Source organism: Paenibacillus liaoningensis (genome assembly GCF_059609455.1).
This window is the reverse complement of the sequence record NZ_JCAALU010000005.1, coordinates 354,871-380,118: the sequence shown is the minus strand read 5'-3', so window position 1 is coordinate 380,118 and position 25,248 is coordinate 354,871. Positions and strand designations below refer to the sequence as shown.

Genomic DNA, 25,248 nt, shown 5'->3' with positions numbered 1-25,248 from the left:
CTCGCCTGCTGAGGTAAGCTTTCCTAACCTCTCGTTGGCGATGCCGCTTGTGGAGATGAGCCAAGTATGACACGATGACAGGAAATCTGACAATAAACAGAATTCCACCTCAAAAAATAGGTGGAAAATCGTCGCAAGCCCCGTATTTCCGCTGATGTGACGCTATTCCTGTAAACATACCTTTTTCCGATTCGCTTGAATTGGCCATCCAAGGTGAAACGGCTGTCGCCATCCTCTGGCGGTGCGGCGTGTTTCAGTCCGAGAAATATAAGCCTATTTATACGTGTGAAACTTATACATTCTTATATTTAAAAAAGGCCCCCGAATTTGTTCGGGAGCCATCCTAGCAGCTAATGCTTATTCATTCACTTGTTCTGGCTTCATTTCGTATTTTCTATAGTCTCCCGGCGTCACACCGACTATTCTTTTAAACACACGTCCGAAGGTAACGGCATTCGCGTAGCCGACCTGCAAGGCGATTTGCTGGATCACCTCATCGGTTTGGCTCAGCAAATTTTGGGCATGCACAATGCGCAGCTGCGCCAAAAAATCAACGAATTTTGTATGAAACTCTTCCTTGAACAAATGGCTCGCATATTTCGCCGACACTTGAAACCGATCGCTCAATATGGTGAGGGACAGATCGGGATTCGTATAATGATCTTCAATGTAAGCTTTCATCTCACTAATCATCGCCCGATAGCTTTTATTTTCATTAGTCGACACATATACTCGGTAAACCTCATTCATCATTTCCAGCAGCAAAGCTTCCATCTCGGGCAGCCGTTTCGTTTTATCCAGCTCTGCCCGCCACAGCTGCGCCTGCTGTCCGACGAAATAATCTTTCAGATTGTCAGAGAGGTCCATCAGCTCTCTGCCCAGCATTTGGCGCAGCCAATGGATGAGCATGCGAATGTCATGATCCGCAAGCAGCTCAGAGCCGACCATTTGAAACAGCGTATGCACCTGCTCCCGCCATTCCTGATTGGTCAAGCGAAACATTTTCACAATGCCAGCCATGATCGGGAAATATTTATAAGACTCCATATGCGGCTGCAGCGGCACATCCGAGCCAAACACCATTTCATTTTCACCCAGTGACAATACATATTGCAGCGCCGATCCGGCGGATTGGTAGGATTCCTTTAAGCTTAAGGCGCTATCCAAATTCGCCACAATGCCGATACCGAACTTCATTGTCAGCTCGAATTGGTTCGCGGCCCACTGGTGTGAGCTCCTGACGGCTAATCGCAGCCTGTCTTTGAAAGCTTCTTCATCATCTTCTGCTTCCTCTGCGGCACCACTTGTAAAAATAATGCCCAACTGGCTGCTGCTTATCCATTCCGCCCAGCTGTCCAGCTCCCTTTCCCGTGCCAGCTCCTGAACAAGGTTCATAAGCGTCAAACGGAACGTTTGCTGATCCTGATGGGAGAAATCGCCGTAGGAGGCATCAAAATCATGCATTTCCGCAATGACGACCGCAGCATGCACCGCATGCTCCGACGCTTGCAGCACGGCTAAAGAGCGGCATTTTTCAACCCTATCCCCTTGAGCATTGCCTTCGATTAAATCGATAAAAAACTGCCGCCTGCGTATAAGCAGATTCTCATGATGCTGCATCTCATAATCTGCGGTCTGCTGAATAAGCTGCTCCAGCGCGTGGTCAATTAACGCCAGCTCGTCCCTGGTCGTGACATCTGCGGAGCGCGCGGGAAGCGCCTGAATACGGCTCATCATCACCTGAATGGGCTTATAGTTTTTGCGCGTAATATAAATGATATAGAGGACGGCTAGCAATAAGGTAGCCAGGCCAATAATAATCCATACATAAGAAATGACGGATACCCATGCAAACAGCTGCCCCGCGCGCAAGCCGCTGCTGAACGTCCAGCCCAGCTTTGGAGATACTAGCGTCGTTAACACCGTACCCTTCTCGTCGATACTTCCCGTTCCTAAATTGCCTTTCGGAAAAATAGTTTGGCCCTGCTTGCCCGTCACATGAAAAAAGGAAACGTTGCTGCGCGTCATATCATCAATCATCCGGCCTATCGGATAAGCACCCAAATTAATGACCAAAACCCCCTCCTCGCCGAACGGAAGCGGCAATCGCTTATGCATGCTGATTACTTCCTCCGGCTTGTCGGATTCCAGCAGCTTAAAGGAGCGAATTTGCGACCAGCCCTGAAAAGCTGGTTCATCCAGCGCCTGCTCCAAATAAGCGCGATCAGCAAACACCTCTTGCGTCGTAAACCCATATTTACTAACGATTCGCTGATCGGACAGACGGTATATATACATGGAATCCAGCAGCTCATTGTTGCTTTCCATGACCCATAGCTTTTTGGCGAGCTCCATAAATTCAGGACTACCCTTCTCCACATCGCCCGCAAGAAATTGTCCGTAAATCGGATCATTTTCCATTTGGCGCAAAATTTCCATCTCTACTTGATTGAGCGCTCTGTCCAGACTATCGACGACATAGGAAGTGGAAATGCGGCCCGCCTTCTCGGTTTCATTCCGTGAAATCTCATTCACAATAAGGAAGGAGAGAAAAATGACGATAGATATCGTTAAAATAAAAATCGGAAAATACGAAAATAGCAATCTGCGATACCAATTTTTTGACATATGCCTCACTCCAAATCTGACAGCATCGAAATTGCCATGCGATTATTCCTTACAAACGCCCTGTTAATGGCAGCTTTTCTAACATTGTATCAGATATATCGAGAAAACAAAGCTTAATTCAAAAAAAGATGGCAGGAAAACCCTTACATTTGCAATGTAAGGGCTATATAAATGGACAAAGAAAAACGGGAATGCCTCGGAGCATCGGTCAGCCCCTCACATTCCCTTGTAGTCGTACCGCTTACTATATAAAACGCAATAGCCTCTTCAGCGTTGTCATTAAACCATAAAAATGTGGTGATTTTTTTTGCATGGATGGCTGCTCTTTTAATTGAATCAATACTTTTCACATACAAATACGCCATACCTTGTACTACCTACACCCATAATCCAAACAATCCTTCATTCACGCCTAGGTTGTACATATAATACAAACCAAATACAGCGCTAACGACGCCGGTTGCCCCGATTAGAACGCGATTCAGCTTAAAGCGGCTGGAAGAAAGAATAAATGGAATGCTAATGAAGGTAGTAAAGCATAACATGCCGATTACCGTACCAACGCCAAATACGACGATATAGATCAGCCCTTCGCTAATACTATTTACGGTGCTCATCGTCAAAACGACCATCGCTCCGCTGCCAGCGAGGCCATGAATGAAGCCAATCAGCAAAGATTTACGATAGGAGCCGTGAAAATGCTGACTATCCTTCGCACCCGCAATCGCACGCCTGTTTCTAAGCGAAATCATCGTATTTACGCCCAGCACGACGATCATGACACCGACAAGAAATTCTAGCGACATCGCCCATTTTTCCGTCATCTCGCTTCTCATGGCCATGAGGATAAAGCCGACAATAAACAGCGTCAGCGAATGCCCGATCCCCCAAAACACGCCAGAAAAAGCGGACTTAACAATATGCTTGCTTTTAATCGCAATTGTGGATACCGCAATGACATGATCCGGCTCAAGCGCATGCTTAATGCCCAGCAGAAACCCGATAGCCAGTACAGAGAGTATACCTGCATCCATCCTAAAACCCCCTGTTTTTAATTTCTATATCCACTACTTGCGCAGCTGAAAAGCATCCTTACCTAACAGCAGCGGACGCAGCTCGCTCCAAATGACATGGAACAGCGCCTCAAGCTCTGCTCCGCTATTGCCAAGGCAGCGCACGACTAGGCCATTCGCCTCCAAGAGCGACACCCCGCCGTATATCTCCTGCCCTAATCTACTACTATTTGACGGCTTCACATTCGAATAACTGTCCAGTATACGCCGCACCGCATCCACATGCTCTGCTGTAATCTTTTCAGACAAAAACCAAAAATTCCCAAAATGAGAATAACCCCCAAGCACCGATTGGGGCGGAAACTTCGGAGGCTCCAGCCTTAATGGGTCCCATACGACAAGCCGATCCTCCCAATACACCGCCAGCTCGCTGTGCAGCATCTCGTATTCAAACGTTTCTCCGTAACCCGCACGGCCAGGCGTAATGATCTCACTCATCAAAAGCTGTGCCCCCCGCTGCAGACGAACTACCGTATTCCCCTTATAACGGACATCCTTATAAGGAACGAGCGGCCCTGGAAAATACTCCAGTACAGCATCTTTCCCGACTCGAAAAAGATTGTTCTGTCCGCTCGTCGCCTCGCCCATTCCCGGATGCAGCTTGCACGAAGACTGTGTCGTAAGCAGCAGATGTGCGTTCTCCCCTACTAGGCAATCCAGCTCCTGAACATCCCCGCCGAACAGGCCGGGAGATGATTCCATTAAATAAATAATCATCTCGCCGGATGGCCCTTTGAACGGGCGGGTAATTTTCAGCGGTGCTTGATGAGCCGAATAGCTTAAAACATTTTTTCCATTAATATAGTCAATTTCACCCTGCCATCGGCTATGCATGGTCGTGATGATGCTCGTGATGGTGGTGATGAGTATGGCTATGCTTTAGGGCTGGGCAAGCTGCGATAATCCATTCCACGACTTTAGCGGCACTTTCTTCGCTTTTGAGATTGGTCATTACAAATGGACGGTCCCCGCGCATCCGCTTGGAATCCTCGCTCATCACCTCAAGGCTAGCGCCAACATAGGGGGCGAGATCGATTTTATTAATGACGAGCAGATCGGAGCGGGTAATGCCCGGCCCGCCTTTGCGCGGAATTTTTTCGCCTTGGGCAACATCAATGATGTAGATAAACATATCAACCAGCTCTGGGCTGAATGCTGCCGCCAAATTGTCGCCGCCGCTTTCAATGAACAGCAGATCCAGGTCGCTAAAACGCTCCTCTAGATCCTCGACCGCCTCCATATTCATCGATACATCCTCGCGCACAGCGGTATGCGGGCAACCCCCTGTCTCCACTCCAATGATGCGCTCCTGCGGCAAAACGCCTGTTTTGGTCAAAATGACCGCATCCTCTTTCGTATAAATATCATTAGTAATTATGCCGATGCTGTAGTCCGGATACATGATTTCGCTGATTTTCTCCAGCAGCGCTGTTTTCCCCGAGCCGACAGGACCGCCTACTCCGATACGAAGCGCTCTTCCTCCTTGAAACGGCGTGCTGTTCCAGCTGTCATGGGCATGGCTATGATTTGCTCCTCCACACATATGCTCATCTCTCCTTCATCTTTTTTAATTGCCAACGCGACGGCTAGCTTCATCCACCATTAAGACATAAACAAGCGGGAATACAGACTTTCATGGCGCATAGCTGCAATTTCCTGCATGACGTTCGCGGTATACATCTGGCTTGGCAAAAGCGGCTCCGCTGTTATCGCCGCCGCCTCGCGCTCCAGAAGCGGAAACAAGGCGGTCATTATTTTTTGACCATCGGTCTGGCCCAGGCTCCACATTCGAATTAAATTTTGCAGCATGCTGTTAACCGTCTGATATAAAAAGCTGAGCACCGCCATATGAGGCGTCAGCTGCAAAAACGCGCAAATCCAGCCATGAACGATCGCCGCGTTCGCGTCCCCGCGCTCATGCTTGATCCAAGCCGCATAATCGCCCAGCAGCGATTCGGGGTATACCGCCTGCACGGTATGCAAATACCGTTTGCCGATTTTGCTTGCCCCTTCTCTGGACTCCCGCGCCAGGCGCGTGCCCGTCATCCTGCGCGATAAATCCAGCAGCTTCGACTTTATCTTTTCCTGCTCCTGCTTCTCAGACTGCTGCCTGGACTGCTGCAAGTAGGCCGGCACCCAAATGGCGCTCCAATACACGCCAGTGCCTTCAATAGGGGCAACGGTGCCTTGAATATAACCTTCCATCCATGTTAAAAAATCGGGAATAGTTCGAATTCGCTCCTCCTGCACATACGTTTCTAGGCCAAAGGAGTGGGAAAATGCCCCTGTCGGAAAAGCCGAATCTACTAATTGTGCCACTTGCAAAAAAGACATCATCCTTGGCTTCTCCCTCCAAGCGAGCTTCTAAAATAAGTAGTACCGCTGCGCCATCGGAAGCACGCTCAGCGGCTCACAGATCGCCTGCTCGCCATCGACCAGCACCTCGTACGTATCTGGATTAACGGTAATTTCCGGCGTTAAGTTATTAAGCAGCATGTCGCGCTTGCCAATCGTGCGGCAGCCCGATACCGGCAGCACCTGCTTCCCAAGGCCCAACTGCTGCTTAATTCCAGCTTCAGCTGCTGCTTGCGATACGAAGGTAATACAGCTGCTGTATTTCGCCTTGCCATGCGCTCCGAACATGAGCCGACCGATTTTGGGCTCCGGCGTTGGAATCGAGGCATTAGGATCACCCATGATCGCGAAGGCAGGCATTCCGCCCTTCAGCACCAGCTCCGGCTTTGTCCCGAAAAATGCCGGCTTCCACAAGACGAGATCCGCCCATTTCCCCGCTTCTACCGAGCCTACATATTCTGAAATGCCATGTGCAATCGCTGGATTAATCGTATATTTAGCTACAAAACGCTTTACCCTGCTGTTGTCGTTGGCACTCGCCTCTCCCGCTTTGCCATCCTGGCCAGCCCCACCATCTCCAGCCAATGGGCCGCGCTGGCGTTTCATTTTATCGGCCGTCTGCCATGTACGGGAAATGACCTCTCCCACTCGGCCCATCGCCTGTGAATCAGAGCTAATAATGCTAAGCGCCCCCAAATCATGCAAAATATCTTCCGCTGCAATCGTTTCAGGACGTATGCGTGAGTCAGCGAAAGCGACATCCTCGGGGATGTTGCGATCAAGATGATGGCAAACCATCAGCATATCCAAATGCTCTTCTATTGTATTAATCGTAAAAGGCTTTGTTGGATTCGTTGAAGACGGAATGACGTTCGAATGCCCTGCGAGTGTAATAATATCCGGCGCATGGCCGCCACCCGCCCCTTCGGTATGGTACGTATGAATCGTCCGTCCATTAATGGCTTTAATCGTCTCTTCCACAAAGCCCGCTTCATTCAGCGTATCGGTATGAATCGCTACCTGGACGTCCATTTCATCCGCGACCGTGAGCGCCGCGTCGATAACAGCTGGCGTTGAGCCCCAATCCTCATGAATTTTAAGGCCAATCGCCCCTGCCGCTACTTGCTCGCGCAGCGTCTCCAGGCCGGATGAGTTGCCTTTGCCAAGAAAACCGATATTCATCGGGTATTCCTCAGCCGCCTCCAGCATGCGATGAATATGCCAGCTGCCCGGTGTACAGGTCGTTGCTTTCGTTCCCTCTGCAGGCCCCGTTCCTCCGCCAATCATCGTCGTTACACCTGAAGACAGCGCCGTTTCGATTTGCTGCGGGCAAATAAAATGAATATGCGTATCGATTCCACCCGCAGTAATAAGCTTCCCTTCTCCGGCAATGACCTCTGTGGAAGCGCCTACGATGAGCTCAGGATGAACGCCCTCCATCGTATCTGGGTTGCCCGCCTTACCAATAGCGATGATTTTCCCATCCTTAATGCCAATATCACCCTTCACAATACCGACGTAATCAATAATGACGGCATTGGTAATGACCGTATCGAGCACATTCTCATCCCGAGTACGAAAGGCTGACTGCCCCATGCCATCCCGCAGCACCTTGCCTCCGCCGAACTTGCATTCATCACCATAATGGGCATAATCGCGTTCAATTTCTATAAACAGCTCTGTATCAGCGAGCCTCACTCGATCGCCTATCGTCGGCCCAAACATGCTGATATAGGCTTCTCTAGAAATCGGCAAGCCCACCTGTTTATCCTCACCCTCAGTACTTAACGGCGAGGCCGCTCCGCCATAAGCTACGAGCTGAACCGGCTTTTCCTCGCCTGGCTCGAAGCGCACAGCCGTTCCAGATGGAATATTGAGGCGGAAGCCTTCTGCTGCGGCACGGTCAAAATCCAGCTTAGGATTTACTTGTGCAAATGGAAAATGCGACCCTACTTGAATCGGCCGATCACCACGATTCATTACTAGTACGTCTCTTACTATGCGACCTGTATTTTGCCAAACGACATTCTGCTTCGGAACTACCTCGCCGGGAATCATTGTTCACTCCCCTTCCTTCGCGGAACAATGGGGTCATGAATCGTAACTAGCTTCGTTCCATCTGGAAAAGTGGCCTCGACCTGCACCTCATGAACCATCGACGAGATACCCTCCATCACATCTTCCTCATCAAGAATGGTACGCCCGTAACTCATAAGCTCAGCTACCGTCTTCCCGTCCCTTGCCCCTTCCATAATCTCATAAGTAATAATGGCAACGGCTTCGGGATAATTAAGACGCAGGCCGCGAGCTTGCCTTCTCCGTGCCAAATCGGCTGCCAGCACGATAAACAGCTTTTCCTTCTCTCTCTCCAGCAAATACATAGCTACACTCCTTTAATAGCGTCATCTTCCCATGTTGTATAAACTATATAACTCTTGTCATATATACTAACATGAAAACCCTTATTTTTGGATATTTTGAACAAAAAAATAAATATTGCGTCCGAACGCCAGCCAGCCTCATATAAAAAAAGCCTCCAGCCCCACGAGATCCGTGGTTCTGAAAGCTTCTTATGCGCCATCTAATTCACCTCAGTGAAGGCCACCGTACTGCTGTTAACAATTAACTTAAAGTTTAGCATTTTGCTCCAATTGGACACGAATGCCTTCACGATCGATTTGAATCCAATATTCAACGATTTTTCCAGCTTCAACCCGATAAACCGCACTTGCGATTTCAACAATCGGTTTTCCTGTCGGCACAAAACCGTCTATCTCGCCCAAATGGGTGCCCACCTGCTTCCAGCGCACGTAAACCTGGTCATCCTGTACTAAAAATTGTTCAACGGTTAATGTAAACTCCCCATATATATGCATCATTTCGCGGACATGAGCTGCATAATCCGCTGGCGACCGCTCTACCGTCACTTCCTTTTCCGATTGAACCTGATGGGCCAATACGCGTTCCGCCATTACTCCATGTACCGCTTCAAGCTCCTTACCTGAACGGACCTTTTCAAAAAATTCACGTACAACCTGCGCAGCCGACATCCTCATCCCTCTTCCCCTACTGGCTATGAATCTAGCAAGCTCAATATCATATTCATGCTATTGTCAACAAAAGAACGATCAGACACAACCAGCGTTTGGGCCAATCCCTTGGCGTTGATATTGGAATCAAGCTCGCCCGTACTAACGCCTCGTTCAATCGTCTCCTCAAAAATAACAGAGAGATACATCTGATGCTCTCTCGTCAAAATTTCGAATTTCTCATCATGAGGGGACAGCTCCACCGTCGTATTGAGGCAAAAGCACCCACACTCGGGCCATAGCAACCTCCAATTTAATAACGATCGGTATACTATTATTTTAAAATCGAATAGGCATATTGTCAATGTAGAAGCATTCAAACCTTGACAAGTGTATGGATTTAAAATTATAGTAATCAAGCATAATTATGTACTGATCAGTATTTTATATTAGGCAAGGAAAAACCCTTACAAAACTGAATGCATGAAGGAATTATTTTTGATGATGAAAAAAAGAACACCGTCTGTGACAGCCTATCGTACTGGCAGCTGCTGCGCTCTGTACTCACCTTATTTGCGGAAGAACGGGTGCTTCGCGTCCGTGCCGTGCTAGCGCTGCTCATTTTTGCCGCCTTCAGCATATTGTGGACGTCTTTGGTACTGCCGCTTAGCGCACCGCCCTTCTCACTTTCGCACACCGCTATTTGCGCCTTCGGTCTAGCCGGCGCGGCCGGAGCTTTAGCCGCAGCGAGAGCAGGACGGCTTGCTGACCGCGGCTTTGGCCAACGAACAACAGGCATCGCGCTTGCGCTGCTGCTTATTTCCTGGCTGGCCATTCATTATGGCGACCAATCTCTTTTTCCATTAATAATAAGTATTATCTTGCTGGATTTAGCCGTACAGGCCATACATGTCACCAATCAGAGCATGATCCTCAGCATTCGACCGGAGGCGCGAAGCAGACTGACTGCCGGTTATATGGTATTTTATTCCATTGGCAGCGCAGCCGGCTCTATTGCTTCTACTAGCATTTACGCTTATGCAGGCTGGAGCGGTGTATGCTTGCTAGGGGCAGGCGTTAGCGCCAAGCACTCCTTTTTTGGGCGGCAACCCGATTGCCGAAATCTTCTGCTTAGCTCTCCCCTTTTTCAACGACGTTTCCGCCAATTGTATTGGGGTTTCCATTGCTTTAGGCCGTTATCCCCTTAGCTCAGAAAAAAATATCGGCGCACCATTTGGCACAACGCTTCTGAGCTGAGGGGATAACTTAGCAAAGCGCAAAAAAACAGCATCAGCATTTCGCATGAATGATACAATTGCGGCGGAAAGACGCACAACGAAATCAGTATGAATTCTAAATACATAGGAATAGCTGATGTGCACAAGCTAATAATTCCCCAGGAAATAAAGGAAAATATTACGGCTATCGTAAGAAGCTTGCGAATGCCTTTAAACATCTTGAAAAACTCAGTTTTCCCAGTGATTAACTTCAAATTCTCACCCGGGTCATCATGAACGCAACCACTCCCGGAATAATCAGCAGCATATGAGCCACATAGGGGCTGCGTTACGATTGGTGCAAACTGGGCAAGCACACCGGGACGGTTGCAACTCTATCCATTGCGTTCGCGGAATTTCACCACTAAACAGAGACCCGATGTTTATTTATCCGCATCTCCGCCAGATGATCCGCTGCACGGAAAGAAGGGATTTGCTGCTTTTTCGATATTTCAAAAATACGCTGGAGTTGGCTGTAAATTCCCTCTACCTTGCTCAGCACTCGCTCCCTGTTATAGCCATACAATTCGTCAGCGACATTCATTAAGCCGCCGGAGTTGACGACGTAGTCTGGAGCATATAATATGCCTTGGGCCGCGAGCTGATCGCCATGCTTTTCTTCCTTCAGCTGATTATTGGCAGCACCAGCAACCACCTTCGCCTTAAGCAGCGGAAGCGTATCATCATTAATAATCCCACCCATCGCGCATGGAGAAAAAATATCGCATTCGACGCCATAAATATCATCCACGCCGACCATTATTGCCCCAAACTCAAGCACAACACGCTCTGCATTTGCTTGCACGACATCGGTCACAATCAGCTTTGCACCCGCTTCATGCAAATAGCGGCATAAATGATAGGCAACGCTGCCTACACCCTGTACCGCAATCGTTTTTCCCTTTAGTTCAGTTGTCCCAAAAGCTTCAAGGGCAGCAGCTCGAATACCATGAAATACACCTAGTGCCGTAAAAGGCGAAGGATTACCTCCACTTCCAAACTTTGGCGATACTCCCGTAACGAATTTCGTCTTCTCACGAATAAAATCCATATCCGCCACAGTCGTCCCTACATCCTCCGCCGTGATGTATCGGCCGTTCAATGTCCCAATGAATCGTCCAAACGCATGAAACAGCTCCTCGCTTTTATCCGTCATGGGGTTGCCGATAATGACCGCCTTGCCTCCTCCCAGATTAAGCCCTGCAACGGACGATTTATAGGTCATGCCTCGCGCAAGCCGGACGACATCGTGGACGGCGGCCTCCTCCGTTGCATAGGGATGCATGCGAGTACCGCCAAGCGCTGGTCCAAGCGTCGTATCATGAATAGCGATAATCGCCTTTAAGCCCGATTTGTGATCATAACCAAAAACGAGCTGCTCCATCCCATATTGCTCCAACCGCTCAAAATACAAAACACCCACTCCTATCTCCATTCAAATAATGTCAGATATAATAACACTATAATCATCCATGAGGTTCATAAAGGCTTTAATCGTTTTAGAATATCCCTCTCGATAATCTATTCTTTAAAGCTATGATTTGACTCATCAGCTTGCCTAGCCAACCAGGCAAGTTTTACTAGACGGTTTGCCTTCGATGGATCGCCCTTATAGATGGGCTGCAAACAAAAACAGCCTTATTTTCTCGGCGACCCAGAACCGTAATCGTTCTGGGCGCGAGCAAATAAGGCTGTTTAGACAAGCGACTACATCCTATTCCTCTTTTATTTTTGAAAAGGAATTAATTTACGCACCTGCTCGTTCCGCAGCCAAATGCCACCCCAAGCAAGCACAGCAAGATATACTGGAAATAATGTGTTGCTCAGCAATGGGGCATCCAAACGCAGATGCGTCGCGATAACCCCGCCGAAATAACCGGTCAGCAGCACAACGCCGAGGAACGACGTACGCGGCAGCGCATATAAAATCGTGGAAATGAGCGCAAGCACGCCCAAAATGACAATATGATGCTCCTGAAACCCGAGCTCGAGTGTTGATTCCACTACAACCGCAGGCTTAATCAGCTTCATAATGCCATCAAACAGCATAAACAAAATAACCAAATCGCTCATGATCCATGATGTCCAAAGCCGTCCTTTTGAAGTGCGAGCATACATCGATAGTTCCCCCTACGTTTTTGAAAATATTGTACCACATCTGCTACGGCAAGCGGAAAATTCGCGGCAGCGCGGGTAAAAGCCTGTCCCTTGTAATGGGATCATCGAAATTCCATTTGGCTTCCGTTACATAAACCCGGCTGCTGTCCAACGACTGCCAATACGCGCTTTTTGTAATGCGCGCCGCCTCGGTTCTAGATCGCTCGCTCTCCCCTACTAATAAGAATAGGCGGTCAGCATGATATTCACTCATTTGCTCCAGAGCAATCGCTTGGAAAAGAATTCCCGCTTCAATTAATTGCCTTACTTTGTCTGCTGGTTCAAATGCCATCGGATGGTAAAGCGTCAAGGCGATGCCTCTCATGCCCATGACATACAAATCACCATCTACTAGGACAAAAATAGCAGCCGTTTCCCTTTCCTTCGTATATAAAGCCAAATGCCGCCACATCTCCCCGGCTTTGCGCTCATAATGTTCAATCCATTGCTTGGCCTGCTCTTCCTTCCCGAACAGCTCCGCCACCTGCATGAGCCGGTCATAGGTTGGCTGCAAGCGATCAATCGATACGGTAGATGCTATTTTGGACAGCTCCTCCATTCGATCCTGCCGGAAGCTGCTGTAGAGAATCAAATCCGGGCATAGCGCCTTCACCTTGCCGAGCTCCCCCAGCAAGCCAATATCTGAAATATTTTTCAGCTCATTGCGATAAACGACCTTTCGGCCAATAACCGTCATGTCGGCTCCTACTGGCCTAATGCCCAGAGAAAGCAAATCGCCAAGTACATAACCAACTACAACGATTCGTGAAAAAGGGCTAACTTCCTGCTTAATCGTCGGATGGCTGACGCCGCGAGTTTTGGCATATTGCTTCGGAGTCAGCCCCATGGCATGCCGGAACCTGCGGGCAAAATAATATTCATCCTTGAACCCTGCCTGGCGGGCAATTTCACGTAAAGGATCATTGGTCAGCAGCAGCAGTTCCTTCGCCCGATTCAAACGGAGCTCTGTCAAATAATCGAGCGGCTTTTTGCCAGTTAACGTTTGGAACAATGCGCTATATTGCCAGCGGGCTACACCGGACATTTTCGACAGCTGCTCCACGGTTATCTCCTCACGGTAATGCTCTACCATATAAGCGATGCTTTCCTGAACGGCCAGCTTAGCATCCGATGAGGAACGTGAAGCTGCCACATGCTCCATCAGCAACACAAGAAGCTCCTGCAGCCTAATCTGCTGCTTGAATTGGTCCACTTGCTTGCAGCTTTGATGATTTGCAGCTCCCTCAGCAGCTTGCTCCAGCAAATCAACGAGCCGCGCCATTGCAGTCACATCAATTCTCGTCTCATAGGGCAAGGTTAAGCCTATTTCTTGCGCTGGTTCCCGTTCTCCTACTCGATAAGCATCGAAAGCAATCACATATACCGCTCCCCGATGATCGCTTGGCTCACTTCCTTCCACTTGCGCCTTTGCCCCAGGAGCAAGAAGAAAGCACGCCCCTTTTTCGGCATAAATAGAATGGCCCTCCAGATGGAGCTTGCCCCCGCTTTGCGCAAAAGCAATGAGGCGATGTCCTTCGCTTTCTAATGTATGAATCGATCGGTCAATTGCACAATCTACTATGTTAACAGACGTAAGAATATACAAGTAAGGCAGCGATAGGGAAGCTGATGTTTCATCAGGTTTTAACAAGGGATGTTCATCCATCGGCGTGCTCCCTTCTCATCATAATTGTATTAGTATATCGGAATATAACTGGGCTATCAAGAAACATCCGCGCCCGCTCTTCATTTTGTCCAATAAAAAAACAGACATTTCTCTATTGCTAGCCAAGTGAAGAATCCTTAGTATTATTGAACGTAATAATCATTCTCAATAGATGAAAAGGGGTACCTGCAAAGATGTCCAGAATAAAAAGAAATACCACCCTGCAGACGATTTCCGTTCTGTTCGTATTAGTCATGCTCGCAATGGGATGCTCGCAGCAAGAGGCGGCCTCTAATGGCAACGAGGCGGGAACAAGCACAGCCGCACCGCAGGAACAAGCGATTACCGTTGCTTGGCTAAGAGATATAGGTCCGCTTAATCCTCATGTCTACTATCCATCGCAATTATTTGCACAGTCCATGCTCTATGAGCCATTGGTCAGCTACAACGAAGGCGGAGAGCTTAAACCGCTGCTGGCTGAGTCATGGGTCATTTCAACCGATGGCAAGGAATATACGTTCAAGCTCCGCCAAGATGTTAAATTCGCGGATGGAACGCCGTTTAACGCAGCCATTGTCCAGAAAAACTTTGATGCAATCATGCTTAACAAAAGCGTCCACAGCTGGATTGGACTCGTCAAAGTGCTTGAAAAAACGGAAGCTGTCGATGAATTTACGTTTAAAATAACGCTGACCTCTCCCTACTATCCAACCTTGCAGGATTTGGCGATTGTGCGGCCTTTCCGTTTTCTCGCCGAAGCCGGGTTCCCGGATGACGGAGATACGACGAAAGATATCAAGCAGCCGATCGGCACCGGACCTTGGCAGCTCGCTGATTATAAGAAAGATGAATATGCGGTTTTCACCAGAAATCCGAATTACTGGGGAGAAATGCCGAAGCTCGACAAAATAACAGTCAAAATTATACCGGATGGTGAAACACGGGTTCTCGCTTTCGAGAAAGGTGAGCTGGATCTGATTTTTGGCGAGGGCGCAATCAGTATGGACGCTTTCCAGCAATTAAAGGATTCAGGCAAATATGAGACTGGGCTATCCGAGCCTGTTGGCACAAGAAGCCTGCTGCTCAATACGCTAAACGACAAGCTGGCTGACCACCGGGTGCGCCTTGCGCTTCAGCAAGGCTTTGACAAAGCAACCATGGTAGATGGCGTAACGGGTGGCGTTGAGGAAGCTGCCAACAACATTTTATCCAAAAACTATCCTTATTCCAATATCGACTTTGAGCCTATCGGTTACGATGTGGCGAAAGCAAATGCCTATTTGGATGAAGCCGGGTGGAAGCTCGAAGCTGGTAAAACGGTAAGGGAAAAAGACGGCCAGCAGCTCGAGCTTGAGTTAATGTACGATAAGGGCGATCTGATCCAGAAAGCGATGGCCGAAACGATTCAATCCGGGTGGGCCGAAATTGGAGTCAAGCTGAACCTCAATGCTGTTGAACTCGCGATGATTCCTCAGCGCTTGCGGGAAGGCACCTTTGACATCCACTTCTGGTTCAATTATGGCGTGCCTTATGATCCGCATACGCTTATTAATTCGGTCAGGGAGCCGGGCTTCGGTATATCGGAAGCACATAGCAGCCTCCCCATGAAGGCGGAACTGGATCAGCAAATTGTCACCGCACTCGCTTCCACGGACGAAGCGGAACGCCAGCAGTTGTATACATCCATTTTAAAAACATTGAATGAACAGTCGGTTATTTTGCCAATCTCTTATATTAAACAAACCGTCGTTTACCAGAAAAACTTGAAAAACTTCAAATTTCCCGCCAGCCGTTGGGATCATCCTTTTGAAGGGCTCGAACTGAATCCGTAAAATGGGCAAAAGCATAGCTGTATCCGTATCCCCGCCTTTTATGCGGCTTTATATTGTTACCTTTTTATTTTTCAGCGCGAATCCGATTATTAATATCGTTGTTCCACTTCGTGGGAAAGCCGAAGGAGCAAGCAATGCCGAAATTGGCATGATGATGGGCGCTTATATGCTTACCAGCATGCTGCTTCGGCCCTGGGCAGGCAATGTGGTCGCCCGTTTTGGCCCACAGTTTGTGCTGCGTTTATTATTGCTCGCAAACTTTATTATTTTGGCATTGTACGCGCTTCTCGGCCTGGAATGGTATTTTCTGCTGCGTGCGCTGCAGGGCGTGACGACCGCCTTTTTTTCCTTGGCGCTGCAAATGGGTATTGTCGATACGCTGCCTGAAAAGGAGCGTTCGCAAGGACTGTCGCTGTATTTGTTAGCTGGCATGCTGCCAACCGTTGTCCTGCCTATGGCTGCCCTTTATTTATGGAATTGGGGCGAACTGTACTCTTTCGCAGCTATCCTGCTTATTATTGGCGTTACAGCAGGCTTTGTGGGGTATAGTTCCCCCCTTCCTTCCCGCTTGGGCAGTTCTAGCACTGGTGTGAAGACAAGCTCTACACTGGCGCAGCTTAACCAATTATGGAGCAATCGGGCTTTTCTCGTGTGCAGCTCGGCCATGCTCATTGCTTCTATTGGCTTCGGTGCTGTCGTCACCTTTGTTGCCCTGTATACGAAGCAAAGTGGGGTCGGCGATGCCGGCATTTATCTCATGATTCAGGCTGGCATCATCGTCATTTCCCGCTTTGCACTGCGGACAAAGCTGCCCTCCGATGGCAAGTGGCCTGCGGGCTTAACGATTAGTTTGCTGCTGTGTATGACGATAGGTACCGAGCTGCTAGCCTTGTCCATCCATTGGGGAGCCGCCTATATGTATGTGGCAGCCGGATTAATCGGGCTTGGCATGGCTCTGCTTTATCCAACCTTAATGACCTATTTGACCTTTGTGCTGCCAGCCGCCTCCCGAAATACGCTCATTGGCTTATTTATTGCCATGTCCGACCTCGGCGTTGTGCTCGGCAACATGGCGATGGGGCCAGTCGCCGATCATTTATCCTACTCCGTTATGTACAGCATATGCGCCTTATTATTGCTTGCCGCTGCTGCGGTTGTAAGCATAAGCGGCCGCCGCTTGAAATCGGAATCCCACTAATATATACACGAAAAAAAGCTCATTGATCGGCTATTTAGCCAGCAAATCAATGAGCTTTTTTATAATATGCTGCCTCCCTAATGGTGTCCAGCTCATTACGAACCAGTTAGGAATCGCATGTATATTTCCCTCTTGAATGGCACCTGTCTCCTGCCACGCGGCTGTTTGTGTCATCCGCTTGAATATTTCCTCGCTGCCTGCCAGCACATGATGCTTCTGAATAAACAAATGCTCGGTGTCCAGCACAGGCAACGCTTCCGGCGGAATTTCCAGCCTCCACATCTCTTCAGGCACTTGTCCACCCGGCTTTAGAGCAAGCTCTTTATAAATGAGTTCATTGAGTGGATGGGCTGTTTTTCCTTGAATGCCAACCGCCCGGTGACTAACCTGCATAATCGTAATACGTTCCTCGCCCATCGAATGGTGCAGTAGCCGTTTGGCATCTTCAATGCTCAAATCCAGACGGGTCAGCACCGCTTCGGCTTCACGCTCCCGGTTTACAAGCTCGGCAATTTTCACAAAGTTTCGTTTCCAATCCCACACGGAAAAATCGAGAAAATACGGAGTTGCGATTTGCTTAAAGCTGTCCTTAAGATGCAAATGGTAATGATCTGCAATAATTAAATCGCACTTGGAACGCTTTAGCTCGCTAAGCTGCTCAATCAACTGTTTGCTATACGCCTGTTCCCCTATCCCTGGATATTGAAACAAATCGACGACGCATACAGGCTCGATGCCGATGGACTGCAAATGCTCGTGAAAGCCAAGTGAAGAAGCGACCGCGATTTTCATCGTTCCGCGCTTCATATAAACGGTTGGCGATACGCCGACTAAACGCTGAAACATGCGGCTAAAATAAAACTCACTGCGAAAGCCGACGAAATCAGCCACTTCCTTCACGCGCCGATCTTCCTGATCGAGTATTTGCTTCGCCTTATCCATCCGGATTTGATTTAAATATTCAATAGGGCTTGCAACCTTCATTTTGCGAAAAAGGCGGGAGTAAGTGGTTGTCGTCATTTCGGCAGCCTCAGCCAAATGGTCAATGCTTATTTTTCCCATATAGTTTTCTTTCATATAAATAATGCTGCGCTCAATTCGCTCATCGCTCGCTTCACGCTGCTCCGGTGCATTTGCAATAATAAAGCTAATAAATTCTTCTAACAACAGCCGCAAGGAAAAAGCATCCGCCCTCGCTGCTCCTTTGCTTTGGTCATACATATGCAGCAATCGTTGAAGCACCTGCTGCGGCTGGCGAATAGCAATATGGCCCGGCAAAAAAGCGCCAGACAGCGATAATGCTTTTACCCCTTCAAACTTTTTGCCTTCCTTCACGAGCATCACAGGCTGGAAAAAAAGACCGTAATACGTAATCAGGCTGCAGCGGTCCGGAACATCAATGATCATTCCCGGCACTAATAAATACAGCTCGAAGGGGCGAATTCTGCACAATACGCCATCTATTAAGAGGCTTGCTTCGCCTTCTAAAATAAAACACAGCACATGCACGCCTATCCGATGGCTGCCTGCTCCTTGATGAACGGGAAACTTCCGTTTCCGCAAGGATGAAAATAAATAGAGCTGATTCGTCTTCGAAGAACGCAACGGCATTCGGTTTAGCACCGACCTTTCGTAAAACCGTGACAATTTCTTCTATCGGCCCGCACGCAATTTCACCGCAGCCGGGCTACTATGCGCCCTTTGCATCATCGCACAGACGCTGCCTTTTGGCTTGATCTGGCTTTTTATTGTCCGTTTTCTGCAAGGCTTTTTTTACAGTGCATTATTGCAAACCGTCATGCTTTCTGTCCTCAAAACCTCATCCGACCATGACAGAGGCGTTAAAATCGGGGCAACAAACAGCCTCCTCATGGCAGGACAAATTTCCGGGCCAACCATCGGTGTCTTTATTGGCGCTCAGCTAGGCCTGTCCTCTGTCTTTTTGGTGATGGGAGGCTTCATGCTGCTCGCCTCTATGCTTGTCTGGTTTCCCGCTGCCCATATTCGGCAGCAAAAACATTTTTCCGCCCAATAAATCAGCGTTTGAAAGGAGCTAATCCAACATGCCGCAAGCTCAAATAAACCAAGTTACTTTATCTAGCCCATCCGTTCAGCTCTCGGAAAAAGAAAGCATCAGCCGCTTGTTAAATGCCTATCTTCGCGAATCGGGGCAATTCGAGCCTAGCGATGTTTCCTTTTTTCATCCTGAAATAACGAAAGTCATTTGGCTCCCGCACACGAAGCTTGGAATCTATGGAACTGTTCTGCATTTGTCTGCGGGCGGCCACCATGTGTTTGGGGAGCACTTTTATACAAAAGAAGCACAGCAGTGGAAAAAAACTCGTTCGCCGAAGTGATTCAGCTTGTGCTGGATGAAATTTGCTTCGCCCAGGCAGACTCAGCGTCTAAATCGCAAAAACGGGCGGAGCTGAAAGCCCTTATTCATAACAGCCAGCAGCGTTTAAATCACTATTTGGCTTATGCCGCTGAGCAGGAGCGCGAACAAGGGGAGCGGCTCCTTGATTTCCGCTATTTGGAGCAGGCGCTACTTTGCGGACATCCCTTTCATCCGACTCCAAAAAGCCTGCAAGGCTTCACCGATAACGATTCACAGGCTTATTCGCCAGAATTCGGCGCCGCCTTCACGCTTCACTGCTTTGCTGCGGCAGCTGAATATATTGCAGAGGATTGGCTTGGCGAACAATCGAATGAGAAGCACTTCGCGTGGATTCCGCCTGCGATGAAAGCGGCAGCCGAAGCGAAGCTTGGCGCGGCGAGCGGCGATTATAGGCTTCTGCCTTGCCATCCTTGGCAGGCAGAATATGTACGCAGCCTTGCGCCTGTGCAAAAATTGCTGGAGCAAGGAATGCTTGTAGATTTAGGGGATACCGGGCCACTCGTATACCCGACCTCATCTGTGCGAACGGTATGGAACCCGGAGCAAGCTTGCTTTTACAAGCTGTCGCTGCACATTCGGATTACGAATTTCATTCGTGAGAATACGCCCGAGCAGCTGCTGCGAACGCTTGACGCCTCAAGGGCGATTGATGCTATTCGAGAGGAGTATACGACGGAGTCATTTGCAGCCTGACTGGACAAATTGGCTGCGCCAATATTTGCACTTGTCGATGAAGCCGCTGCTGCATTTATACGCGGAAACGGGCATAAGCCTGGAAGCGCATGTGCAAAATGCGATGCTCCGCTTGCACCAAGGCATGCCCAGCACTTTTTATGTTAGAGATCTTGAGGGCATTAGCATTTACGTTGAATTGGCCAAGCAGCGGGGCTGGATTAACACCTTGCTGCGGGAAGACAGCCCTGTCCTCTATTCCGAGGAGCAGGCGCGCCATCGCTTAAAATATTATTTTTTCGTTAACCATCTCTCCCATCTAATTGCACGAATTTCGTATTATAGCGGTCAGGAAGAGCAGGTGTACTGGGCGATCGCAAGCGACGTGCTGCAAGAAATCAAGCAAGCATCCTCCCATGCGCTTTTGCACAATCTTATTCAAGATTTATTAACCAGCGCTACGCTCCCGGCAAAGGCAAATCTGCTCAGCCGTTTTCACCAGCGCGGCGAAACGCCCTTATACGTGGAAATACCGAATCCAATGCGCATAGATGAAACATAAAATTCGCCTTTTCAATTGTAATTAAATGTGGGAGTTGTTTAATAGACAACTCCCTTTCTCCCTTCCAGCATAGATACATGCTTCGCGGCGCTTTGGGCCATTATCCCCTTAGCTCAGAAAGCTTGAAGGCTGCGGCTGGAGATACCAACAGCCTGCCTCCCAACAACAAAAATGAACAAAGAAGAGGTTAATTACGAGGGGTAAGACGTGTTAACCTGCACATGCGGCTCTTCTGAGCTAAGGGGATAACAGCTGTAAGCAACCGAGAATTAGCAAACGCTAACCGATTGAGCACAAAAAACATACAACCATTAGCAAACCATAAAAACAACAAACATCTCATTGCTAACTATGCTGCCAGCCCCTTTTATCGCATGCCGCTTGCATTCATTTATCTGCCGATCCACAATGAAAAATCCTCCTCGGTAGCAAGCACGCTGTGAGTCGCCGAAACGGCCTGCTCCGTCCCTCTCGCATAATCGATCCCGCTGCTTGCATAGTCGTAGGAGAGGGTGACTCTCGTTTTTTCCTTCAACGGATTGGCATGGGGAATCGCCGACAACAGCGACTTCGTATACGGATGTACGGGGCGCTCGAAAATATCCTCCGTCGTTCCCGTCTCGACTAAATAGCCTAAATGCAGCACACCGATTCGATCAGAAATATATCTGACCATCGATAAATCATGGGAAATGAACAAAAAGGCTGTGTTTGTTTCCTCTTGAATGCTCTTAAGCAAATTCACAACCTGCGCCTGAATCGACACATCGAGGGCGCTGATCGCCTCATCGGCGATAATAAGCCCCGGCTCCATAATAAGTGCCCGGGCTATGCCTATGCGCTGCCGCTGTCCGCCCGAAAACTGGTGCGGATAACGGTTTGCATGCTCGCGCGACAGCCCTACTTTTTCGAGTATGCGCTCTACCTTCTCTTGGCGCTCCTGCTTCGTTCGGTACAGCTTATGAATGTCCAGCCCCTGCGCAATAATGTCGATTACTTTTTTCCGCGGATTAAGCGAGGCCATCGGATCTTGAAAAATCATCTGCATCTTGGTGCGCAGCAGCGTCTGCTCCTTCTCCCTCAGCGTCCCGGAAATATCCGCACCTTGAAAAGCAATCGCGCCCGCCGTTGGCTCATACAGCCGAATAATCGTTCGCCCAATCGTCGACTTGCCGCTGCCTGACTCTCCTACGAGCCCATAGGTTTCCCCTTTATGGATGTCAAAGGAAACCCCATTTACCGCCTTCACTGTATAATGCTTGCTTACTCTAAAATGCTGCTTCAGATCAGCAACTCGTAAGATGGTTTCTCTTCCCACTCGCTCCCCACCTCCTTCGCCACCTTGCCCAATCTTGCTTTCAGCGTCTCTGACATTTCGATCTTCGGCGCATTCTCATGCAGCAGCCAGGTCGCCGCATAATGCGTGTCCGTAACTTTAAACATGGGCGGCTCCAGCTTAAAATCAATGTTTAGCGCATGGACATTTCGCGGTGCGAACGCATCCCCAGTAATGGGATGAAGCAAATTCGGCGGACTGCCGGGAATCGTGTACAGCTTTTCATTCGGCGAACCCATGTCCGGCATTGAGGAAAGCAGCCCCCATGTATATGGGTGGCGAGGATCGTAAAAAATTTCTTCCACCGTCCCCCGCTCAATCATTTTTCCCGCGTACATGACCGTCACATAGTCGGCTACCTTCGCAACGACGCCTAAATCATGCGTGATATAGATGACCGAAATGCCCGTTTTCGCTTGAATCGTTTTGATCAGCTCTAAAATTTTAGCCTGAATCGTCACATCAAGCGCCGTCGTTGGCTCATCGCAAATGAGCACCTCCGGGTCGCAGGCGAGCATAATCGCTATGACGACACGCTGACGCATGCCGCCGGACAGCTGATGCGGGTAGCATTTCATCCGCTTCTCAGGATCGCTTATACCAACGAGATGCAGCAGTTCCAGCGCCCGCTTGCGCGCTTCGAAGCGGTTTTTTTTCAAATGGATGAATATGCTTTCCATAATTTGGTTGCCGACAGTCATCGTCGGATTCAGCGACGTCATCGGATCTTGAAACACCATGGCGATTCGCCTGCCATTGATTTGCGAGCGCATTTCCTTTTGTGACAGCTTAAGCAGATCCTGGGTCACACGCTTGCCATTATCCTCATAGTGAAATAGGATAGAGCCGGCATTAATTTGCCCATTGCTGCTCAAGATTCGCATGATTGCCTTTACCGTAACGGACTTTCCGCTGCCAGATTCCCCAACAATCGCGACCGTTTCCCCTTTGCGCAATTCAAGATCCACTCCGCGTATGGCATTTACGAGCCCACTCGCCGTTTGAAACGAGATCGATAAATTACGGATTGAAAGCACCGTTTCGCTCATCTGCTTCCCCCTCCTAGCTTTCTTTCATTTTCGGATCAAGCGCATCGCGCAGCCCGTCTGCGAGCAGATTGAAGCTCAGCATCAGCAGCGCCAGTACAACGACCGGGGCGACAATCATATACGGATAAATCGTCATCGACTTGAAGCTTTCGCTAATGAGCGAGCCTAATGACGCCATGGGCTGAGGAATGCCCAGACCGATAAACGCCAGAAAAGCTTCGGTAAAGATCGCGCTAGGAACTGAAAACATCGACATAATAATGATTTGCCCGAAAATATTCGGTAAAATATCTTTGAAAATAATACGGAAATGACCCGCCCCGAGCGTTCGGGACGCGAGCACAAACTCCTGTTCCTTCAGCTTTAAAATTTGCGCCCGTGCTACCCGGCTCATCCCAATCCAGCCTGTAATCATTAAGGCGAGCGTTATCGTTACAAACCCCGGCTTTAGCACGACAATGAGCAGCGTCACAATGACCAAATTCGGGATGCCACTTAAAATTTCAATAAATCGCTGCATGACATTGTCAACCGAACGGCCAAAATAACCGGAAACAAGGCCATAACACATGCCGATCATCATATCTACTGCAACGGCAATTACCGCAATGTACAAGGAAATGCGCGTCCCCTCCCAGGTACGGGTCCATAAATCGCGCCCCAACGTATCGGTGCCGAAAATATAATAAACATCGGTCAGCCCTTTCTCCTCGTACACATGAACCCCATGGGCTACTCCATTAAAAATAAAAAAGGTATCCAAGCCTTCAATGCGCGGAGGCAAGCTTTTATGCTTAATATGGATTGATTTATACGTGTGCTCATTCATCATCGGCCCGAAGGCGGCGAAAAAAGAAATGATAATAATAATGACTAGGCCAATAACCGCACCTTTATTCGCCTTAAACCGCAGAAAAGCGTCCCTCCCATACGATTGGCTTGTATAGGTATAATCGATTTGCGCGCGCTCGCTATTGCCAGCAAGTTCGAAGTCGCCACCTGTACCTGTATAAGATTGAACCGGATTACCCATGCTTCTCCCCCTTCGCCAAACGAATGCGCGGATCGATGACGCCATATAAAATATCTACAGCCAGCATAATCGCAATAAACATCATGCTGTAAAGGAAGGATACGGCGATGATGACGTTGTAGTCATTGATTTGAATCGCCGTCACGAGCAAACTGCCGATGCCGGGAATGGCGAAAATCTGCTCAATAACGAGACTGCCGGTCATTAAAGCGACAACGAGCGGCGCCAGCACCGTAATAATGGGAATGAGCGCATTACGCAGCGCATGAACAATAATCAGCCTCACGCTTCCCACTCCCTTGCTCTCCGATAGCCGTATGTATTCTGAGCTAAGCACTTCAATCATTTCAGAGCGAGTAAAACGGGCAACGGTCGCAATCGTAAACATCGAAAGGGCAATCGTTGGCAGCACGGTAGACACAAACGGCGATGCAGAGCTATATAAGAGCGGAAACCACTTGAGCTTCCATCCCAAAAAATACGACAAGGCAAGGGCAAATACATAAGAGGGAAAGCTGACACCAATGACCGAAACAAAAGTCGTCAGGCTGTCGGCAAAGCTATTGTGCTTAAGAGCGGCTACAATGCCGAGAAGCAATCCAATCGCCGTTCCCAGCAGCACGGCCTGAAACCCGATTTGTATGGATACAGGCAGGCGCGCCTCCAGCATGGCGGAAATCGGCATATTTTTCTGAATGACATAGGAAACTCCGAAATCACCGCTCAGCATCGCTTTAATATAATGGACAAAGCGATTAAACACGGGCTGATCCAGGCCATATTTGGCATCCAGCACGGCCCGCTGCGCCTGGGTGATTTTCTCATCGTTAAACGGCGAGCCCGGCATAAGCTCCAGCATAAGGAAGAGCATCAGCAAAATAACGAGCAAAGTCACAACGGCTAAGCCTAATCTTTTTAACACATAGTTTCTCAATCGTTTCACCTCTCAAGCGTAAACGGCTGTCGCCGTCCTCTGGCGGCAA

At 48.9% G+C, this 25,248-nt stretch carries 22 protein-coding genes and 3 pseudogenes; 7 read left to right on the top strand and 18 right to left on the bottom strand.

Annotation, left to right across the window (positions count from 1 at the left end):
* Positions 1-357 precede the first annotated feature (357 nt).
* The 10 genes and pseudogenes from AC6B99_RS09525 to AC6B99_RS09480 form a co-directional block, all read right to left on the bottom strand.
* Positions 358-2,628, bottom strand: a complete 2,271-nt coding sequence (locus AC6B99_RS09525; protein WP_496663253.1) for a helix-turn-helix transcriptional regulator — start codon at positions 2,626-2,628, stop codon at positions 358-360.
* A 143-nt stretch (positions 2,629-2,771) separates the two neighbouring features.
* Positions 2,772-2,993, bottom strand: coding sequence for a hypothetical protein (locus AC6B99_RS09520; RefSeq protein ID WP_496663252.1), 222 nt, complete (start codon positions 2,991-2,993; stop codon positions 2,772-2,774).
* Between the two features lie 12 nt (positions 2,994-3,005).
* Positions 3,006-3,662, bottom strand: coding sequence for an urease accessory protein UreH (locus AC6B99_RS09515; RefSeq protein WP_056029939.1), 657 nt, complete (start codon positions 3,660-3,662; stop codon positions 3,006-3,008).
* A 33-nt stretch (positions 3,663-3,695) separates the two neighbouring features.
* Positions 3,696-4,535 carry an urease accessory protein UreD gene (locus AC6B99_RS09510; RefSeq protein ID WP_056029942.1) on the bottom strand — a complete coding sequence of 280 codons (840 nt, stop codon included), beginning with the start codon at positions 4,533-4,535 and terminating at the stop codon, positions 3,696-3,698.
* On the bottom strand, positions 4,528-5,244 hold the full coding sequence (gene ureG / locus AC6B99_RS09505) for an urease accessory protein UreG (protein WP_099519519.1): 717 nt from the start codon (positions 5,242-5,244) through the stop codon (positions 4,528-4,530). The genes AC6B99_RS09510 and ureG overlap by 8 nt, the downstream gene beginning before the upstream one ends.
* A gap of 59 nt (positions 5,245-5,303) precedes the next feature.
* On the bottom strand, positions 5,304-6,038 hold the full coding sequence (locus AC6B99_RS09500; RefSeq protein WP_496663251.1) for an urease accessory protein UreF: 735 nt from the start codon (positions 6,036-6,038) through the stop codon (positions 5,304-5,306).
* A 27-nt stretch (positions 6,039-6,065) separates the two neighbouring features.
* On the bottom strand, positions 6,066-8,114 hold the full coding sequence (ureC, locus tag AC6B99_RS09495) for an urease subunit alpha (protein ID WP_494858082.1): 2,049 nt from the start codon (positions 8,112-8,114) through the stop codon (positions 6,066-6,068).
* The gene (locus tag AC6B99_RS09490; RefSeq protein WP_496663250.1) at positions 8,111-8,437 is read right to left on the bottom strand and encodes an urease subunit gamma; all 327 of its coding nucleotides are present in this window, start codon (positions 8,435-8,437) and stop codon (positions 8,111-8,113) included. The genes ureC and AC6B99_RS09490 overlap by 4 nt, the downstream gene beginning before the upstream one ends.
* Positions 8,438-8,683: 246 nt before the next feature.
* The gene (locus AC6B99_RS09485) at positions 8,684-9,106 is read right to left on the bottom strand and encodes an ester cyclase (RefSeq protein WP_494878294.1); all 423 of its coding nucleotides are present in this window, start codon (positions 9,104-9,106) and stop codon (positions 8,684-8,686) included.
* Between the two features lie 23 nt (positions 9,107-9,129).
* A pseudogene (locus tag AC6B99_RS09480) lies at positions 9,130-9,381 on the bottom strand (TetR family transcriptional regulator C-terminal domain-containing protein); the annotation flags it as partial.
* A 234-nt stretch (positions 9,382-9,615) separates the two neighbouring features.
* On the opposite strand from AC6B99_RS09480, the pseudogene AC6B99_RS09475 reads away from it, so the two are divergent.
* Positions 9,616-10,220 (top strand): annotated as a pseudogene (locus AC6B99_RS09475) (MFS transporter); the annotation flags it as partial.
* Positions 10,221-10,726: 506 nt separating this feature from the next.
* On the opposite strand, the gene AC6B99_RS09470 reads toward AC6B99_RS09475, so the two are convergent.
* From AC6B99_RS09470 to AC6B99_RS09460, 3 genes are all read right to left on the bottom strand, one after another.
* Positions 10,727-11,746: a Leu/Phe/Val dehydrogenase gene (locus tag AC6B99_RS09470; RefSeq protein WP_496663261.1), complete on the bottom strand. Its 1,020-nt coding sequence runs from the start codon at positions 11,744-11,746 to the stop codon at positions 10,727-10,729.
* Between the two features lie 341 nt (positions 11,747-12,087).
* Positions 12,088-12,480 (bottom strand): DoxX family protein, encoded by a 393-nt coding sequence (locus tag AC6B99_RS09465; RefSeq protein WP_496663249.1) that lies wholly within the window; start codon positions 12,478-12,480, stop codon positions 12,088-12,090.
* 43 nt (positions 12,481-12,523) lie between these two features.
* Positions 12,524-14,185: a helix-turn-helix domain-containing protein gene (locus tag AC6B99_RS09460; protein ID WP_496663248.1), complete on the bottom strand. Its 1,662-nt coding sequence runs from the start codon at positions 14,183-14,185 to the stop codon at positions 12,524-12,526.
* A gap of 194 nt (positions 14,186-14,379) precedes the next feature.
* Here AC6B99_RS09460 and nikA point away from each other — a divergent pair, with 194 nt between their 5' ends.
* On the top strand, positions 14,380-16,017 hold the full coding sequence (gene nikA / locus AC6B99_RS09455) for a nickel ABC transporter substrate-binding protein (protein ID WP_496663247.1): 1,638 nt from the start codon (positions 14,380-14,382) through the stop codon (positions 16,015-16,017).
* 1 nt (position 16,018) lies between these two features.
* Positions 16,019-17,215: a staphylopine family metallophore export MFS transporter CntE gene (gene cntE / locus AC6B99_RS09450; RefSeq protein ID WP_496663246.1), complete on the top strand. Its 1,197-nt coding sequence runs from the start codon at positions 16,019-16,021 to the stop codon at positions 17,213-17,215.
* A 30-nt stretch (positions 17,216-17,245) separates the two neighbouring features.
* Here cntE and AC6B99_RS09445 read toward each other — a convergent pair whose 3' ends face one another.
* Positions 17,246-18,826 carry a helix-turn-helix domain-containing protein gene (locus AC6B99_RS09445; RefSeq protein ID WP_496663245.1) on the bottom strand — a complete coding sequence of 527 codons (1,581 nt, stop codon included), beginning with the start codon at positions 18,824-18,826 and terminating at the stop codon, positions 17,246-17,248.
* 85 nt (positions 18,827-18,911) lie between these two features.
* Between AC6B99_RS09445 and AC6B99_RS09440 the strand changes: the two are divergent.
* From AC6B99_RS09440 to AC6B99_RS09425, 4 genes and pseudogenes are all read left to right on the top strand, one after another.
* Positions 18,912-19,250 (top strand): annotated as a pseudogene (locus tag AC6B99_RS09440) (MFS transporter); the annotation flags it as partial.
* A gap of 28 nt (positions 19,251-19,278) precedes the next feature.
* A complete protein-coding gene (locus AC6B99_RS09435) occupies positions 19,279-19,572 on the top strand; it encodes a hypothetical protein (RefSeq protein ID WP_494878324.1) in 294 nt (97 codons plus the stop codon).
* A complete protein-coding gene (locus AC6B99_RS09430) occupies positions 19,545-20,306 on the top strand; it encodes an IucA/IucC family protein (RefSeq protein ID WP_056029984.1) in 762 nt (253 codons plus the stop codon). The genes AC6B99_RS09435 and AC6B99_RS09430 overlap by 28 nt, the downstream gene beginning before the upstream one ends.
* Positions 20,296-20,847 carry an IucA/IucC family C-terminal-domain containing protein gene (locus AC6B99_RS09425; protein ID WP_496663244.1) on the top strand — a complete coding sequence of 184 codons (552 nt, stop codon included), beginning with the start codon at positions 20,296-20,298 and terminating at the stop codon, positions 20,845-20,847. The genes AC6B99_RS09430 and AC6B99_RS09425 overlap by 11 nt, the downstream gene beginning before the upstream one ends.
* Positions 20,848-21,238: 391 nt before the next feature.
* Here the strand turns inward: AC6B99_RS09425 and AC6B99_RS09420 are convergent, their stop codons facing one another.
* Genes AC6B99_RS09420 through AC6B99_RS09405 form a run of 4 tightly spaced genes read right to left on the bottom strand, consistent with a single transcriptional unit; the run spans position 21,239 to position 25,199 of the window.
* A complete protein-coding gene (locus tag AC6B99_RS09420) occupies positions 21,239-22,165 on the bottom strand; it encodes an ATP-binding cassette domain-containing protein (protein ID WP_494878328.1) in 927 nt (308 codons plus the stop codon).
* Entirely contained in the window at positions 22,129-23,232 is a 1,104-nt protein-coding gene (locus AC6B99_RS09415; protein WP_496663243.1) for an ABC transporter ATP-binding protein, read from the bottom strand. Before AC6B99_RS09415 ends, AC6B99_RS09420 begins: the two co-directional genes overlap by 37 nt.
* A gap of 13 nt (positions 23,233-23,245) precedes the next feature.
* Positions 23,246-24,265 carry an oligopeptide ABC transporter permease gene (gene opp3C, locus AC6B99_RS09410; RefSeq protein WP_496663242.1) on the bottom strand — a complete coding sequence of 340 codons (1,020 nt, stop codon included), beginning with the start codon at positions 24,263-24,265 and terminating at the stop codon, positions 23,246-23,248.
* Positions 24,258-25,199, bottom strand: coding sequence for an ABC transporter permease (locus AC6B99_RS09405; protein WP_496663241.1), 942 nt, complete (start codon positions 25,197-25,199; stop codon positions 24,258-24,260). The genes opp3C and AC6B99_RS09405 overlap by 8 nt, the downstream gene beginning before the upstream one ends.
* Between the last annotated feature and the right edge of the window lie 49 nt (positions 25,200-25,248).

What these genes read in the sequence shown, in the direction of transcription:
- AC6B99_RS09500 (WP_496663251.1), bottom strand. Translation starts at nt 6,038, where the DNA reads ATGATGTCTTTTTTGCAAGTGGCACAATTAGTAGATTCGGCTTTTCCG.
- AC6B99_RS09525 (WP_496663253.1), bottom strand. Translation starts at nt 2,628, where the DNA reads ATGTCAAAAAATTGGTATCGCAGATTGCTATTTTCGTATTTTCCGATT.
- AC6B99_RS09460 (WP_496663248.1), bottom strand. Translation starts at nt 14,185, where the DNA reads ATGGATGAACATCCCTTGTTAAAACCTGATGAAACATCAGCTTCCCTA.
- AC6B99_RS09470 (WP_496663261.1), bottom strand. Translation starts at nt 11,746, where the DNA reads ATGGAGCAGCTCGTTTTTGGTTATGATCACAAATCGGGCTTAAAGGCG.
- ureC (WP_494858082.1), bottom strand. Translation starts at nt 8,114, where the DNA reads ATGATTCCCGGCGAGGTAGTTCCGAAGCAGAATGTCGTTTGGCAAAAT.
- nikA (WP_496663247.1), top strand. Translation starts at nt 14,380, where the DNA reads ATGTCCAGAATAAAAAGAAATACCACCCTGCAGACGATTTCCGTTCTG.
- opp3C (WP_496663242.1), bottom strand. Translation starts at nt 24,265, where the DNA reads ATGGGTAATCCGGTTCAATCTTATACAGGTACAGGTGGCGACTTCGAA.
- AC6B99_RS09490 (WP_496663250.1), bottom strand. Translation starts at nt 8,437, where the DNA reads ATGTATTTGCTGGAGAGAGAGAAGGAAAAGCTGTTTATCGTGCTGGCA.
- AC6B99_RS09515 (WP_056029939.1), bottom strand. Translation starts at nt 3,662, where the DNA reads ATGGATGCAGGTATACTCTCTGTACTGGCTATCGGGTTTCTGCTGGGC.
- AC6B99_RS09445 (WP_496663245.1), bottom strand. Translation starts at nt 18,826, where the DNA reads ATGCCGTTGCGTTCTTCGAAGACGAATCAGCTCTATTTATTTTCATCC.
- ureG (WP_099519519.1), bottom strand. Translation starts at nt 5,244, where the DNA reads ATGTGTGGAGGAGCAAATCATAGCCATGCCCATGACAGCTGGAACAGC.
- AC6B99_RS09435 (WP_494878324.1), top strand. Translation starts at nt 19,279, where the DNA reads ATGCCGCAAGCTCAAATAAACCAAGTTACTTTATCTAGCCCATCCGTT.
- AC6B99_RS09415 (WP_496663243.1), bottom strand. Translation starts at nt 23,232, where the DNA reads ATGAGCGAAACGGTGCTTTCAATCCGTAATTTATCGATCTCGTTTCAA.
- AC6B99_RS09520 (WP_496663252.1), bottom strand. Translation starts at nt 2,993, where the DNA reads ATGGCGTATTTGTATGTGAAAAGTATTGATTCAATTAAAAGAGCAGCC.
- AC6B99_RS09465 (WP_496663249.1), bottom strand. Translation starts at nt 12,480, where the DNA reads ATGTATGCTCGCACTTCAAAAGGACGGCTTTGGACATCATGGATCATG.
- AC6B99_RS09510 (WP_056029942.1), bottom strand. Translation starts at nt 4,535, where the DNA reads ATGCATAGCCGATGGCAGGGTGAAATTGACTATATTAATGGAAAAAAT.
- cntE (WP_496663246.1), top strand. Translation starts at nt 16,019, where the DNA reads ATGGGCAAAAGCATAGCTGTATCCGTATCCCCGCCTTTTATGCGGCTT.
- AC6B99_RS09485 (WP_494878294.1), bottom strand. Translation starts at nt 9,106, where the DNA reads ATGTCGGCTGCGCAGGTTGTACGTGAATTTTTTGAAAAGGTCCGTTCA.